The sequence below is a fragment of the Bacillus sp. AFS073361 genome, from assembly GCF_002567005.1.
GTDB lineage: Bacteria > Bacillota > Bacilli > Bacillales > Cytobacillaceae > Neobacillus.
Genome location: NZ_NUZU01000013.1, coordinates 38,677 through 53,526, shown reverse-complemented (window position 1 = coordinate 53,526; position 14,850 = coordinate 38,677). Strand labels below are relative to the sequence as shown.

General features: G+C 37.2%; 13 protein-coding genes and 1 other annotated feature. Of the genes, 2 read left to right on the top strand and 11 right to left on the bottom strand.

What is annotated here, in order from left to right; genetic code table 11:
• Positions 1 to 7 precede the first annotated feature (7 nt).
• The 3 genes from opp3C to COJ96_RS08155 all read right to left on the bottom strand — a co-directional run bounded on the left by opp3C (position 8) and on the right by COJ96_RS08155 (position 3,776).
• Positions 8 to 1,036, bottom strand: coding sequence for an oligopeptide ABC transporter permease (opp3C, locus tag COJ96_RS08165; RefSeq protein WP_098572451.1), 1,029 nt, complete (start codon positions 1,034 to 1,036; stop codon positions 8 to 10).
• Positions 1,033 to 1,965 (bottom strand): oligopeptide ABC transporter permease, encoded by a 933-nt coding sequence (gene opp3b, locus COJ96_RS08160; RefSeq protein WP_098572450.1) that lies wholly within the window; start codon positions 1,963 to 1,965, stop codon positions 1,033 to 1,035. Before opp3b ends, opp3C begins: the two co-directional genes overlap by 4 nt.
• 113 nt (positions 1,966 to 2,078) lie before the next feature.
• Complete coding sequence (locus COJ96_RS08155; protein ID WP_098572449.1) at positions 2,079 to 3,776, bottom strand: peptide ABC transporter substrate-binding protein; 1,698 nt, start codon at positions 3,774 to 3,776, stop codon at positions 2,079 to 2,081.
• 221 nt (positions 3,777 to 3,997) lie between these two features.
• Between COJ96_RS08155 and COJ96_RS08150 the strand changes: the two genes are divergently transcribed.
• On the top strand, positions 3,998 to 4,354 hold the full coding sequence (locus COJ96_RS08150; protein ID WP_098572448.1) for a DUF3899 domain-containing protein: 357 nt from the start codon (positions 3,998 to 4,000) through the stop codon (positions 4,352 to 4,354).
• Positions 4,355 to 4,409: 55 nt separating this feature from the next.
• Positions 4,410 to 4,664 (top strand) — a binding site (T-box leader).
• Positions 4,665 to 4,712: 48 nt separating this feature from the next.
• Complete coding sequence (gene trpS / locus COJ96_RS08145) at positions 4,713 to 5,705, top strand: tryptophan--tRNA ligase (protein ID WP_098572724.1); 993 nt, start codon at positions 4,713 to 4,715, stop codon at positions 5,703 to 5,705.
• Between the two features lie 58 nt (positions 5,706 to 5,763).
• On the opposite strand, the gene COJ96_RS08140 is transcribed toward trpS, so the two are convergent.
• From COJ96_RS08140 to fabF, 8 genes are all read right to left on the bottom strand, one after another.
• On the bottom strand, positions 5,764 to 6,510 hold the full coding sequence (locus COJ96_RS08140; RefSeq protein ID WP_098572447.1) for a YjbA family protein: 747 nt from the start codon (positions 6,508 to 6,510) through the stop codon (positions 5,764 to 5,766).
• A 163-nt stretch (positions 6,511 to 6,673) separates the two neighbouring features.
• Positions 6,674 to 7,585 (bottom strand): oligopeptide ABC transporter permease, encoded by a 912-nt coding sequence (gene opp4C / locus COJ96_RS08135; protein ID WP_098572446.1) that lies wholly within the window; start codon positions 7,583 to 7,585, stop codon positions 6,674 to 6,676.
• 13 nt (positions 7,586 to 7,598) lie between these two features.
• Positions 7,599 to 8,564 (bottom strand): oligopeptide ABC transporter permease, encoded by a 966-nt coding sequence (gene opp4B / locus COJ96_RS08130; protein WP_098572445.1) that lies wholly within the window; start codon positions 8,562 to 8,564, stop codon positions 7,599 to 7,601.
• A 131-nt stretch (positions 8,565 to 8,695) separates the two neighbouring features.
• Entirely contained in the window at positions 8,696 to 10,411 is a 1,716-nt protein-coding gene (gene opp4A, locus COJ96_RS08125; protein ID WP_098572444.1) for an oligopeptide ABC transporter substrate-binding protein, read from the bottom strand.
• Between the two features lie 74 nt (positions 10,412 to 10,485).
• Positions 10,486 to 11,496, bottom strand: a complete 1,011-nt coding sequence (locus tag COJ96_RS08120) for an ABC transporter ATP-binding protein (protein WP_285850897.1) — start codon at positions 11,494 to 11,496, stop codon at positions 10,486 to 10,488.
• On the bottom strand, positions 11,493 to 12,518 hold the full coding sequence (locus tag COJ96_RS08115) for an ABC transporter ATP-binding protein (RefSeq protein ID WP_098572443.1): 1,026 nt from the start codon (positions 12,516 to 12,518) through the stop codon (positions 11,493 to 11,495). The genes COJ96_RS08120 and COJ96_RS08115 overlap by 4 nt, the downstream gene beginning before the upstream one ends.
• A 136-nt stretch (positions 12,519 to 12,654) precedes the next feature.
• Entirely contained in the window at positions 12,655 to 13,455 is an 801-nt protein-coding gene (locus COJ96_RS08110) for a DUF2268 domain-containing putative Zn-dependent protease (protein ID WP_098572442.1), read from the bottom strand.
• A 117-nt stretch (positions 13,456 to 13,572) separates the two neighbouring features.
• On the bottom strand, positions 13,573 to 14,811 hold the full coding sequence (gene fabF, locus COJ96_RS08105) for a beta-ketoacyl-ACP synthase II (RefSeq protein ID WP_098572441.1): 1,239 nt from the start codon (positions 14,809 to 14,811) through the stop codon (positions 13,573 to 13,575).
• Positions 14,812 to 14,850: the final 39 nt, after the last annotated feature.

Below are 14,850 nucleotides of genomic sequence, written 5' to 3'. Positions count from 1 at the left end.
CTGCCTTCTAATCACGCATTTTTGGATCCAATGCATCACGTAATCCGTCTGCAACAAGGTTGAAGCATACCATGATTAACGCAATCATAATGGAAGGAATAATCATTTGATAAGGAAAAGCAATCATAGATTTAAATCCTGCATTTACTAATGTTCCAAGAGATGCATGAGGTTCCTGTAATCCTAACCCGATAAAACTTAAAAATGCTTCGAAGAAAATGGCATTCGGGATAGAAAACATCGTATTAATAATAATTACTCCAAACATATTTGGAATCATGTGTTTAAAAATGATAGACGAATTTGACGCACCTAAGGTTTTTGCTGCAAGTACAAATTCTTGACCTTTAAATTTTAATACTTGCGCACGTACCACACGAGCCATACTAGTCCATCCTGTAATGGTTAAGGCAATAATAATTGGGATAATACCTGGTTTTAACACGAGTATCATCAATACAACAACAATCAGGTTCGGAATACCCACAATAACCTCGATAATCCTCTGCATTACACTATCTATTCGTCCACCTAGATAACCCGATATGGCTCCATATGCAACCCCAATAGCCATATCGATTAACGCAGCCATAAAAGCGATAAATAACGATACTTGTGTACCTTTCCAAACACGTGCAAATTGATCTCGGCCTAAATTATCCGTACCGAACCAATAATAGGCATCCACTTTACGAACTTCATACGCGTTATAAACAGTACCATCTCTTCTTGACAATGTTCCATCAAAAGGAAGCCAGTGAACATCTTCTAAACCTTGAATTCGCGGTGGTAAATTATTATGTTTTGTGTTTTGCGTATCGTAAGAATATGGCGTAATCATTGGACCAACAAAGGCCATTAATATCATTATAACTAGAATGACCATGCTGACTACAGCACCTTTATTTTTCCTGACTCTTAGCCATGAATCTTGCCAGAAATTCAAACTTGGTTTGGCAATCTTTTCACTTTTTGATGGATCAATATGGACAGGAGCAAACATATCCTTTGAAATTGTTATGTCTTTGTTGCTCATTTAGTTTTCCCCCCCGATACACGAATACGTGGGTCGATGATTCCATAAAGAATATCAACAATTAAGATTACTACGATAAATAGGACCGCAAATAAAATGTTAGTACCCATAATAACGGGGTAATCATTCATATTAATAGATTTAACGAACTGCTCACCAATTCCTGGGATTCCAAAAATTTGCTCAATAACAAGTGAGCCAGTCATTAAACTAACAGCTAATGGCCCTAAAACAGTAACTACAGGTATTAACGCATTTCTTAAAGCATGCTTAAAGCTAATCTGCCAGCGGCTCGCACCTTTAGCTCTCGCCAAAGTTATATAATCAGACCCTAATACTTCAACCATTTCAGTACGCATAAAACGCGCTGCAATCGAGATTGGAAACATCGCTAGTGCAATAGTAGGAAGAATTGTATATTCAGGTCCTTTCCATAACATTACTGGAAGCCAGCCTAACTTTACCGAAATATAATACTGCATTAATCCAGCAAAAATAAATGATGGGATTGATTTACCAACTACTGCGATAAAAGTAGAACCGTAATCTATCCAAGTGTTTTGCTTTAGAGCAGCAATTACACCTAATAAAATACCTAAAATTGAGCCTACAACCATTGCTTGAAAACCTAATTGTGCAGAAGGTCCAAGGCGATTAGCAATAAGTTCTGTCACAGGGGTATTATCAAATTGGAAGGAAACTCCTAAATCCCCTTTTACCAAGTTCATCATATAGTTAAAATATTGAACAGGCAGGGGGTCGTTCAAGCCATATTTATCCAGCAAAATATTTCGCTGAACTTCAGATAGCTTTTCGAAGTTATTAAAAGGACTACCTGGAATTAGCTTCATGAGGAAAAAGGTAAGCGATGTTACAATAAAAAGTGTAATAATCATATAGCCAACACGTTTTAGTATATATTTGACCATGCCTACACCTCCTAATTATTTTGAATTTTCGACATCTTACGACAATTCTAACACAGGTAAAAAGAGAGTATATTGGTAAATATACTCTCTTTTTATTTGATTAGTTATAGTTACTATTTTGTGATTTTAATCCACTGGTAACTATAGTCAGGACCAAATGCATGGTGAGCAAAACCTTGAACCTTAGGATTGATTAATAGGTTCACTGAACGTTGGTATAATGGTGCGATAGCCGCATCATCTTCTAACAAGATTTTTTCTGCATCTTGAAGAGCTTTCCAACGATCTTGTGGCTTAGCTACAAGTTCTTCACTAGCTGATTTGATTAACTTATCAAATTCAGGATTGCTATAGCTCATGTGGTTTTGTCCGCCGTTAGTAATCCAAAGATCCATATAAGTCATTGGGTCAGCGTAGTCAGGTCCCCAACCACCCATTAATAAATCATAATCTTCAGCATCTTCACGAGCGATACGAATTTTGAAAGGAACTGCTTCGATTGTAATTTTTAATCCAGGTAAGTTTTTCTCTAACTGATCTTTAACGAATGCATCAGTTACTTTTGAAGTTTCAGTATCTTGACCAACATAAGTAAACTTAACTTCTTTAAGTCCTGTTTCTTTAAGACCTTGTTCCCAAAGCTTTTTAGCTTCTTCTTTGTTAGTGCTTAAGTAAGTTCCTGTAGTTTCACGGAAGTCTTTATTATTTGTGTCAAAAGAGAATCCTTTTGGAACTAAGAAATCAGCAGGGATGGATCCGTTTGCTAATACATCTTCAGTTAAAGCTTTTTTGTCAACACTTAAAGCAATTGCTTTACGGATATTAACATTCTTTAATGCAGGGTTCTTTTCGTTCATTTTTAACCACCAGATTGATGGTTCTTGATAGCGAAGTAAATCTTTTTGTCCTTCAAATTGTGAAAGAATTGCCGCTTGTGCAAGTTTTGGTGTGATATCAGCTTCACCAGCAGTATACGCGTTTGCAGATGCTTGTGGATCTTTAGAAACGTTAAAGTTAATTTTCTCTAAAGTAACGTCCTTTGCATTTACATAATCAGCATTCTTTTCTAATACCCACTCAGTTCCTGTTGGACCATCCCATTTAGTCATTTTAAACGGACCATTGTAAAGTAGGTGTGTTGCATCTTTCGCATAGTTATCGCCTTCCGCTTCAACAAACTTTTTGTTTTGTGGGAAGAACAATGGGAAAGTTAAGTAAGATTCGATGTATGGAAGTGGTCTTACTAATGTAATTTCCAAAGTATAATCATCTACTGCTTTAATACCTAAATCATCAAGTTTTGCTTTTCCAGCAACAATTTCAGATGCATTTTTGATTTTGCCTTCCATGAAGTATGCGCCGTATGGAGCAGCAACTTTAGGATCAATTGCACGTTGCCATGCAAATACAAAGTCATGTGCAGTTACAGGGTCACCATTTGACCATTTTGTATCTTGTTTTAATTTAATTGTGATAACAGATTTATCATCATTATAAGTTGGTGCTGCTTCAGCAACGCCAGGAATAACTTTTTGGTCTGGATCTAAACGATATAAACCTTCGTTTGTAGCATTTAACATTGTGAAGCTCAATACGTCTTGAGACATTACGCTGTCCATTGAAGGAATTTCTGCAGACTCAAGAACATTTAGAACTTGCTCATCTGCTAATTGGGTTTCTTCAGTGCCGGCTTTATTATCGCCTTCATTTTTGGACGAACCTTCATTCTTGTTTCCGCCCGAACATGCTGCAAGGAACATGCTGAGAACTAGTGATAGTACTAATAGTAGTGAAAGTTTTGATTTCTTCACTAGTAGACCTCCCTTTTCTATTATTCTGAAAAATTACTACATTCTCTATTATACATATTTTCTAGAAATTGTACATTATTTTTTTGAAGTTTATTTACATTTCAGAAACATTCTTTACGTTATCATTACATTTTCCTATGTTATAATTTAGACTTATACGGATTTTTAATATAATATACTTAAGTAAACCCCTATTAAATCAATCTTTTGGAGGTTATTTAGTGAATTATCAACTTAAGAAAAAACTCCTAATTATAGCATTCATACAACTAGTGATTATTTTTATTTCTTTTATTAATAATCACAAAGTGTCCTTGTTAAGCTATATCAATATATCTTTTTATTTTTCAGCAGGACTCTTGCTTACTTCCTTGCTTGTTTATACTATCCATTCAGGCTTTTATGACGTCATTTCAAAATCTTTCAGTTTTGCGTTTCAAAGAGGTCATAATAAAAGACGATTTGATGAAATACCTCCTTTATCAGAACTTGTTACATTCAACCAAAAGCCCTTAGCTTTTTACGGGCTTATTAATGGACTGTTTATGCTTATTGCCCTTGTCATATATTATTTTTAACTGACTTGAAAATAATTATTCGTTTCATTATAATAAGTACAATTGTATAGTTGCTTAAAAGGCGATGATAAAGAGTAGTACGTATTTACATTCGGATCAGAGAGTTTGTGGGTGGTGGAAACAAACACGAATAAATACGGAATGGACTTTGGAGCCTCTATCTGAACAAATTATTTCTATGTTATATATAAGTAGGATTAGACGTAACCTTGCGTTAAAAGGTGGCTAAATTGTCTTCAAGATGGTTTTAGCAATGAGTGACTCTTTTTTGAGTAATTTAGGGTGGTACCGCGAACCATTCGTCCCTATTCGTTTTAGGGGATGAATGGTTTTTTTATATATTTTTTAGGAGGAAATGATTATGAAAACGATTTTTTCTGGTATTCAGCCAAGTGGAACGATAACACTCGGTAACTATATTGGAGCGTTGAAACAATTTGTAGAAATGCAAAACGAATACAATTGCTTTTTTTGTATCGTAGACCAGCATGCCATTACCGTTCCGCAGGACCCAGGAATTCTGCGGAAAAATATCCGAAGTTTAGCTGCATTGTATCTAGCAGTTGGAATTGATCCAAACAAAGCTACATTGTTTGTTCAATCAGAGGTTCCAGCTCATGCTCAAGCGGGATGGATGATGCAGTGTGTTGCCTATATTGGCGAATTAGAAAGAATGACTCAATTCAAGGATAAATCCACAGGGAAAGAGGCAGTACAGGCAAGTTTATTAACCTACCCTCCTCTTATGGCAGCCGATATTCTTCTATATAATACGGATTTAGTTCCTGTTGGCGAAGATCAGAAGCAGCATATGGAATTAACTCGTGACTTAGCAGAACGTTTTAATAAAAAATACAGAGACATTTTAACTATTCCTGAAATAAGTATTCCTAAGGTTGGTGCAAGAATTATGTCCCTGCAAGAACCAACGAAAAAAATGAGCAAATCTGATCCGAACCAAAAAGCTAATATCACACCTTTAGATGATCCAAAGCAAATGGTGAAAAAAATTAAGAGTGCTGTGACAGATTCTGAAGGGATTGTAAAATTCGATAAAGAAAACAAACCTGGCATTTCAAACTTATTATCGATTTACTCTATCTTGGGTGGAAAGTCTATTTCTGAAATTGAAGTTATGTATGAAGGAAAAGGCTACGGTGATTTTAAAAGTGACCTAGCCGATGTCGTTGTCAACTTCTTTACACCAATACAAGAAAGATACTATGAATTACTTGATTCACCCGAACTTGACCGTATATTAGATGAAGGTGCAGAAAAAGCAAACTTAGTGGCTAATAGGACATTAAAGAAAATGGAAAACGCTATGGGGTTAGGCCGTAAGAAGAGGTAGAATTAAAAAAAGCCTGAATCCCAACAGATATGTGCAGCATATCTGTTGGGTCAGGCTTTTAATTTACTTTTGGACCGTGTTCCATTTCCCAAAGCTTTTCAAAAAACGGCTGTCCTTTTATTAGATTTTCACAAAATGTTTCATGCCTCTTCGACCATCCATACTTTGTTTCCTCAAATAACTGTTCCCATGCGGCTTCAAAATTTAAAGCTTGAATCGTTGAATAATTTTCCGGACACCATTCAGTGTACCAATACCTAACTTCTGCCTCATTACTCGATGAGAGTAATTGGTCAAGTGCCATAAATAATAGTTGTTTTAATTGACGTTCTTTTCTTGTTAAACCTCTCATTAATTCCGGCTCAGGTGAGAGAATGTGATAGTCTTTTGATTTTGGCTGCTCATAAAAGTGGTATTTATTAGCCTCATGTTGACTTATCATTTCGTAAACTAACTGCTCTTGTCTTGGAATTAATCGGCTTTTACGGATTGGAATATTATAGCCAATGGTATCTATGGCTAATATACCAATTCCATCCGTAACTACAAAACAATAGTCAAGTTGAACTCTTTCATGATTCTTCCTCAAATACGCTTTCTGAAAGATATCATCTAAGAGCTGTTGAGGTAATTCTGACAAATCATTTTCAATGTAATTAAACAATATCGGTTCAACTTTCATCAATGGCACTTGGTCTAATAACTCCACGCCATCATCCTTACGCCATTCATGGAAATGGCATACATTGTAACCGTTTTCTTCCCCTTCAAACCAATTCACCCATACATCATGAAGATACAACATTGTACAACCCCTCACTTCAAGAAACTGTTTGTAAATCAGTATGGGCAGACCTTAGTTAAATTATTCCTTTATATATATTTTGCTCCAATTACATTTATGAACTTCAATCAACAACGAACTTTAAAATGCCAACAAAAAAAATCCACCAGGTAATGGTAGATCTTTAACGTTTAGATTTTGGATTAAAGGCATCCTTTAGACCTTCACCGATAAAGTTAATAGATAAAATGGTTATTGTGATTATTAATGCTGGCGGTACCCAAATCCAAAGTTTGAATTGAAGAACATCAGGCTCATTAGCTGAATTCAACATATTTCCCCAACTCGGAATTTCTTGCGGTACACCAAAGCCAAGAAAACTTAAACCTGTTTCAGCAACAATCATCGTTGCAAATGTAATCGTTGCTTGAACAATAATAGTAGATAAAATGTTGGGAAGAAGATGTTTCACAATAACTTTTGTTGGTGAACAACCTATAGAAATGGCTGCTGTAATGTATTCATTTTCTTTTTCGGCGAGAATCTTACTGCGGACAATCCGGGCAATCCCCCCCCAACTTAGCAAGCTTATTGTTCCAATTAATACCCACAATCCGTTAACTTTTCCAAAAAGGATAGCATTTAGAACAATGACAAATACAAGGAATGGAAAGTTTAAGATAAAATCGGTAAATCTCATTAATAAGCTATCAACCGCTCCGCCGAAATACCCTGAGATTGAGCCGATTAAAGTTCCCAGTATAGTAACAAAAAATGTACAACTGATCCCTACTAACAAAGAGATACGTCCGCCATAGAGCAATCTTGTAAAAACATCGCGTCCAGATTTATCTGTTCCCAGCCAATGTTCACTACTTGGCTCTAACGACATTTGCCCAATGTTGATTCTAGTTATATCTGTCGTAGTGATATAGGGTGCGAGGATTGAAACAATCGTAACAAGCAGTAAAAAGAAAAGGCTAATCATTGCCAATTTATTTTTCACAAATTTCTTTCGGGCTATTGCAAAAGGAGATAAACTTTTTTTCGGGGGTGTTACTAACATATTTTTCTCGTTTTGCGTTGCTATCTGCATCTTTTCCTCCCCCTTAATCTAGCCTAATTCTCGGATCTACAACACCATATAAGACATCCGCTATTAAATTGCCGATTAATGTTAAGAACGAGAATAACATTGTCAATGTCAATAATACTGGATAATCCCTCGTCCCTACAGACTGTAGGAATAGTTGTCCTAAACCAGGATAAGTAAAAATTGTCTCAGTAATAATGGCACCACTAATAATGGCGACGATATCAAATCCTAAAAAGGTTATAAGTGGAATAATTGAGTTTCTTAAAATATGAACATTATAAATCTTTCGTTCCGGTGTACCCTTTGCACGTGCTGTGCGGACATAGTCCTTGCGGCTATTTTCGATAATATCGTTACGTAAAAATTGGGTATAACTAGCTGTACTTAATAATCCTAGTACGACCGCAGGCAGAAAGACATGATGTAAACGGCTTAACCACCATTCAATGGTTCCCTCGGTCACACTAATATCGACTGAACCATTGGATGGAAACCAGCCTAGCGTAAAGGAAAAGAAGAAGATAGCGAATACCCCAGCAATAAAGGATGGGATGGCCAATCCTATGTAGTTTAATCCTCCAATTAGATTATCAGTCAGAGTATAAGGCTTTCGTCCTGCATAGGAGCCCATTATAAATGCGAGAATATAGGTTATTAATATGGATGAAAAACCTAAAAGTATTGTGTTAGGGAGCCGCTCACCAATAACCTCGGATACCTCTATTTTGAAACGTGTTGACTTTCCAAAATCCCCCTCAACGAATCCACTAATCCAACGGAAATACTGCTGAGGCAGCGGGTCATTATACCCCAATTTCTCTCGCATTTCTGCGATATACTCAGGATTCGTATTTCTAGGATCTATTTCTCCACTTAGTGAATCTCCAGGCATTAATTTTGCCAATGTAAATACTACAATGGAGGTAAGGAGTAACATTGGAATCATTCCCAATATTCTTCGAAATGCATATTTCAGCATGTGCATTCTCCTTGTCTATTAAGCTTTGGTACACACGAGCTGTGTAAACCCAATACCAGCTTATTCAAATGGGAGAAGTAAGCCTTCTCCCATTTGAAGATTAAGATTGTGTTAGTAATCTTTAGCAGAACCTATTGCTTAATCCACCATTCGTTTGGACGATTCATACCAGATACATCAAATTTAACGTCCTGCACTCGCTTGCTGACTGCCATTGTTTCTTCTAGTTCAGCAATAGGTAATGCTGGTAGATCTTGCATGAATAGCTTTTGCCATTGGACATAAAGATCCTTACGTTTATCGTTATCTGTTCCTACAATATTGATATCAAGTGCTTGATCTAGCAATTTATCACTATCAGCATTTACCCAGCGTGGGTAGTTCCAAACTGCTTTCGATCCCCAAAGTGGAGTCGGATCTGGGTCTGACCCAGTTGACCAGCCACCGAAGAATACTTCCATTGATTTATCAGCTTTATCAAGCATTTCATAATAAAGGTTTACATCTGTCATTGTTAATTTCGTTTTCAAACCAACTGCTTCCCAATATTGAGTCATTGCCTTAGCGCGCGATTCAAATGTAGGGTTATCGGTTGCATAGTGGCTGAAATTAACAACAAATTTCTTCCCATTTGGATCTTCACGGAAGCCATCGCCATCAATATCTTTGTATCCCGCTTCATCTAATAATGCTTTCGCTTTTTCCGGATCATATTTGTATTGCTCTAAATCTTCATTAGGGGCTGCAATCCAATGGTTTGTAGGTATTGGACGGTTGACTGGCTTACCTACACCAAAGAAGAACGCCTTAACCCATTCCTCACGATTGATTGCATAATACATTGCTTCACGAAGCTTCTTCTCTTGGTATTTAGGTTCGTTCATGATGTTTTTCTCGCCATCCCAGGTACCTAATCTGAAACCAACATAGTAGTAGCTTACGCCTGGATAGGTAACAGCATTTACATTATCGAGTGCTTTGACTTGATCAATAATACTAGGATGGAAAGAAGTCATATCAAGCGTCCCGTTTTTAAGTTCTCCAACAGAAAGTGAAGGATCAATCACTTTAATAACTACTTTTTCGATATGTGGTTTGCCGCCAAAGTAATCATCAAATCGTTCCATTTCTATGGATTCACCTGGAATTACTTTCGTTACTTTAAATGGTCCTAAACCAACAGGCTTGGTCCGAACTTGTGCGGATGCCATCATATCTTTTACTGCAAGTCCTTTAAATTCCGTACGGTTCATCGGGTATGTCCAAAGATTATCCAAGTTGTTTACACGAGCTTTATCAAAAGTAATTTGGATGTGGTAATCATCCACTACTTTGATACCAGCGATTTCTTTCGCTTTGCCGTCATGATAATCTTGTGCACCTACAATATTTCTTACGTTATCAAAACGGGGACCATCATAATCCTTGTCGGCGATAACTTTCAATGCAAATTCCCAGTCTTTCACTGATAACTCATCGCCATTGTGCCACTTTACACCTTGCTTGATTTCGAAATCAAAAACTTTATTGTCTGTTGTTTTCCATGAGGCGATATGAGGCTGCGCTTTTAAATTCTCGTCATAATCAATTAGGTTTTCATCAAAGAAATCAATGACATACTGATCAGATGCATTACCATAAAAAGAATAGTTAAATTTACCCTCTGGTGCGGAATCTAGTGCATAAACTAGTGTCCCGCCATCTTGTGGTTTTCCGGCCGTTTCGCCAGTCTTACCATCATCTTCGTTTTTGCTTGTCCCTGTTTTTTCTCCGCCGCTGCAGGCCGCTAAAAATGCGGATAGAACCAGCATCAATGCGGCTAGCATAAGCATACTTCTCTTCTTCATTTATTTACCCCCCTATAGTTTTTATTTTTCCTTTCGTTACTGTCTAGTGAAAGCGTACATGTGCATTCGCTTTTCTAGTAAAGGTGGCAAGCAACTCGATGAGAGGGCTTCACCTCCTTTAATACCGGCAAAATTTTAGAACATTGCTCCATTGCCATGGGGCAGCGGGGATGAAATCGGCATCCTGTTGGAGGATTAATTGGGCTCGGCACATCACCTTTTAAGATAATCCGCTCTTTTTTCACCCTGGGATCAGGAGATGGAATTGCTGAAATTAATGCTTGTGTATATGGGTGGAGAGGTACAGCATATAAATCTTCTTTATCCGCAACCTCGACCATATTACCTAGATACATAACACCAATTCGATCACTCATATGTTTAACAACACTTAAATCATGTGCTATAAAAAGAAAGGTAAGGTTAAATTCTTCCTGCAAGTCTTTTAACAAATTTAAAACCTGAGATTGGACTGAGACGTCGAGTGCTGAAACAGGTTCGTCGGCAATAATTAATTTCGGCTTTAATGCTAACGCTCTAGCAATTCCGATTCTTTGACGCTGGCCCCCAGAAAATTCATGTGCATACTTGTAATAGGCATCTGGCGATAATCCTACTTTATTTAACAAATCCATGACTTCCTGTTTTAATACATCCTTACTTTTTTTAGAAAAGTTATAAATAGGCTCAGCGATAATGTCTCCAACCATTTGCATCGGATTCAAAGAAGCATAAGGGTCCTGAAACACCATTTGCATATCCTTTCGAATCTCGCGAAGTGATTTGCCTGATACTTTGGTAATGTCTTTACCATTAAAAAGAATTTGGCCCTCTGTTGGTTTTAATAGTCGAAGAATTGTCCTGCCTGCAGTTGATTTACCGCATCCAGATTCACCAACTAGCCCAAGCGTTTCCCCTTTTTTAATCTCAAAAGAGATATTATCCACTGCTTTTACATTTCCAATCGTACGTTTTAAAAATCCGCCTTTAACAGGATAATAGGTTTTAAGATTCTTAATCTCTAATAGATTCTCTGACTTCATGGGAGAATGGTCATCCTGTTTATGTACTGAAACAGTCTTCATGATCTCACCCCTTGAATTGGTTTACTTGTTTCATAGAGTAAACATGCAACTTCGTGGCCATGTTCTACCTCTTCAAGTAAAGGGGTATTTGTCGTGCATTCAGGCATTGCTTTTGGACATCGATTTGCAAAACGGCAGCCCACTTTTGGCATATTAATAAGCGAGGGTACGATACCCTTTATCGAACTTAACCGTTCATCTTGTCCATCCATTTTTGGGATAGCCCCCAATAGTAGACTAGTATATGGATGTTTGGGATTATGGAAAAGCGTATCAACATCCGTACGTTCAACAATCCTTCCGGCATACATCACCATAACTTCATCACACATTTCAGCAATTACGCCTAAGTCATGGGTTATTAAAATGATAGACATGTCATTTACTTCCTGAATTTCCTGAAGAAGTTCTAATATCTGAGCTTGAACAGTAACATCCAGTGCAGTCGTTGGTTCATCAGCAATTAATAATTTAGGCTGACAAGCTATGGCAATTGCGATCATCACTCTTTGTCTCATCCCGCCGGATAGTTGATGTGGATACTCATCAACCAGTTTTTCAGGTCGTGAGATTCCGACACTTTTTAATAAGGCAATTGATTTTAGCCTGGCTTCTTGCTTCGAAATTTTTAAGTGATTAAAAAGGACTTCCTGTAATTGATAACCTATTGTAAAAACTGGATTTAATGAAGTCATTGGCTCTTGGAAAATCATCGAGACGTCTTTCCCTCGAATTTTATTGATTTGAGATTCGGTCATTTTCTCAAGATTTATTCCATCAAAAATAACCTCACCTGTTTTTATTTTTCCGCTCCCCTTAGGCAAAAGTTTCATTATTGAGAGACTCATAACGGATTTGCCACAACCGGACTCTCCAACAATTCCAACAACTTGACCTGGCTTAACATTAAATGAAACATTATCTACTGCATTATAATCAGTTCCGTCAATATCAAATGCCGTCTCTAAGTTTTTCACCTCGAGCAATGGTGCCTCTTTTTGCAACGATCTTTTTGTGCTCATAGTACACCTACTAACTTTTTAAATTATTCTGTTTATTCAAACTATTTACTTGAAATTTTATTACAGAATTGTTACAATTACAAGATTTATTTGAATTTTATATAATATATGTCAGTCTATTTTTTTAAGTCTAGCTTTATTGGCTTTTTACGATGTCATTCTTATAGTGTTCTAGGTACTTTATTGCGGGGATAGAAAAAGATAGTTTCGTAGAATAATGATTGGTTTTGTAAAAGTGTTCAACAATATCATATCCAAAAGAGTAACCGAGAAGTCTTGGCAGTCTTCCCCCTCCGTATAGTAATTCATCATGTCCTCTTTCATTTTTCTTCGTACCTAGTTGTTTTTTTATATATTTATCCCAAAATTTTAGTAACTCTTTTTTATTATACTTACGGCACCATGTGGCTAAATATTCCGAACCACAATTTTTTAAAACGGCATATTCAGCAAGTCCTTCTATAATTATCGAATCAAGCAAGGTATAGTCTTCCATTCTTTTATTCAACTTACTTAGCCTGCAGACGTGATGATATTCATGGACCATTAGTGCCTCTATTTCTTTAGGATTCTCAAAATGCGAGAGAAAAAGAAACATTTTATCAGGAAACGAGACACCAGCTTTACTTTTAACTTCCTTAAGAAAGAAACCGCCTGCTTGTGCTACGGGAAAAAGAAATACTGGTATGTCAGGACCATTCCATTTCTCTTTATAGTGATTAAAGAGTTGTTCCACTTGAGCCCATGCCTTTTGTTCTTTCATTCGGTCAATAATAATCCGAGCAGATCTAGAGGGACGGTACATACCAAAATTCAATAATTGATTGTATATTTCCTTTGGCGTTTGCTTTACAAAGAATGGCTCTAGTTTTTCACACAACTTTAAAGGTCTGTCAAACTCCTCTTCTATCCAATAATCTGTTCGAATGATTCCCATTTTTACACCCCATTTACCTAGCCTCTTCTGAACAGTTTATGAAGGTAATCGAAAGAGGTTCATAGATAAAATGGTAAAAAAACGACCAGATATATTTGTCTGGTCGTTCGTAGGTGTTTATTCGTATTTTTTAAATACAATCGTAGCGTTGTGTCCGCCAAAACCTAATGAATTACTCATTGCTGCTTTAATTTCCTTTTGACGTGCTTTATTTGGTACATAATCTAAATCGCATTCTGGATCTGGTGTTTCATAGTTAATGGTAGGTGGAAGCATACTGTCTCTTATCGCTAATACCGAAAAAATTGCTTCTACACCGCCAGCCGCACCCAGAAGATGCCCTGTCATCGATTTTGTTGAACTAATCGCTAATTTATAAGCATGCTCACCGAAAACCTCTTTAACAGCAAGAGTTTCAAACTTGTCATTATATTCTGTACTAGTCCCATGGGCGTTAACATAGTCAATTTCATCCGGATTTAATCCGCTATCATTAATGGCCATTTTCATAGCACGGGCGCCGCCTTCACCACCTGGTGCCGGTGCCGTAATATGGTAGGCATCCCCAGTTGCACCATAGCCAACAATTTCAGCATAGATCTTGGCACCTCGCGCTAAGGCATGTTCAAGTTCTTCTAAGACAATAATTCCTGCACCTTCGCCAATGACAAATCCATCACGATTTTTATCGAATGGTCTACTAGCTGTTTTTGGGTCTGGATTGGTGGACAAAGCAGTATTTGCACAGAAGCCTGCGACCGACATTTTTGTAATCGGTGCTTCCGCTCCACCTGTAACCATAGCATCTGCATCACCGCGTTGAATGACTTTAAAGGCGTCACCAATCGAATTTGTTCCAGTTGCACAGGCGGTTACTGTACATGAATTGAAGCCTCTCGCACCTAATGTAATGGAAACTTGTCCTGTTGCCATATCTGGAATTAACATTGGAACAAAAAATGGACTAACACGCTTGTATCCTCTGTTTTGAAATATTTCAAATTGCTGTTCAAAGGTTTCCATTCCGCCAATTCCAGAACCAATCCATACTCCTACACGATGGGAGTTTTCTTCGTTAATTGTTAAATTAGCATCTTTCACTGCCATTAATGCCGACGCAACCGCAAATTGTGTAAAACGATCCATTTTACGTGCATCTTTTCTATCCATAAATTCCTCAGGATTAAAATCAGTGGATTCAGCAGCAACTTTTGCCGGATATTCATCAGCATTAACTCTTGTCAGCGGCCCAACCCCAGATTGACCTTCTAAAATATTTTTCCAAGTAGTTTCGGCATCATTTCCAAGCGGCGTTACTGCACCTATGCCTGTTACTACAACCCTGCGCTTTTCCATATTATCTATCTCCTTCATTTCTTATCTTTTTGTTCATAC

What these genes read in the sequence shown, in the direction of transcription:
- opp3C (WP_098572451.1), bottom strand. Translation starts at nt 1,036, where the DNA reads ATGAGCAACAAAGACATAACAATTTCAAAGGATATGTTTGCTCCTGTC.
- COJ96_RS08110 (WP_098572442.1), bottom strand. Translation starts at nt 13,455, where the DNA reads ATGGGAATCATTCGAACAGATTATTGGATAGAAGAGGAGTTTGACAGA.
- opp4B (WP_098572445.1), bottom strand. Translation starts at nt 8,564, where the DNA reads ATGCTGAAATATGCATTTCGAAGAATATTGGGAATGATTCCAATGTTA.
- opp4C (WP_098572446.1), bottom strand. Translation starts at nt 7,585, where the DNA reads ATGCAGATAGCAACGCAAAACGAGAAAAATATGTTAGTAACACCCCCG.
- COJ96_RS08140 (WP_098572447.1), bottom strand. Translation starts at nt 6,510, where the DNA reads ATGTTGTATCTTCATGATGTATGGGTGAATTGGTTTGAAGGGGAAGAA.
- COJ96_RS08115 (WP_098572443.1), bottom strand. Translation starts at nt 12,518, where the DNA reads ATGAGCACAAAAAGATCGTTGCAAAAAGAGGCACCATTGCTCGAGGTG.
- COJ96_RS08120 (WP_285850897.1), bottom strand. Translation starts at nt 11,496, where the DNA reads ATGAAGACTGTTTCAGTACATAAACAGGATGACCATTCTCCCATGAAG.
- opp3b (WP_098572450.1), bottom strand. Translation starts at nt 1,965, where the DNA reads ATGGTCAAATATATACTAAAACGTGTTGGCTATATGATTATTACACTT.
- fabF (WP_098572441.1), bottom strand. Translation starts at nt 14,811, where the DNA reads ATGGAAAAGCGCAGGGTTGTAGTAACAGGCATAGGTGCAGTAACGCCG.
- opp4A (WP_098572444.1), bottom strand. Translation starts at nt 10,411, where the DNA reads ATGAAGAAGAGAAGTATGCTTATGCTAGCCGCATTGATGCTGGTTCTA.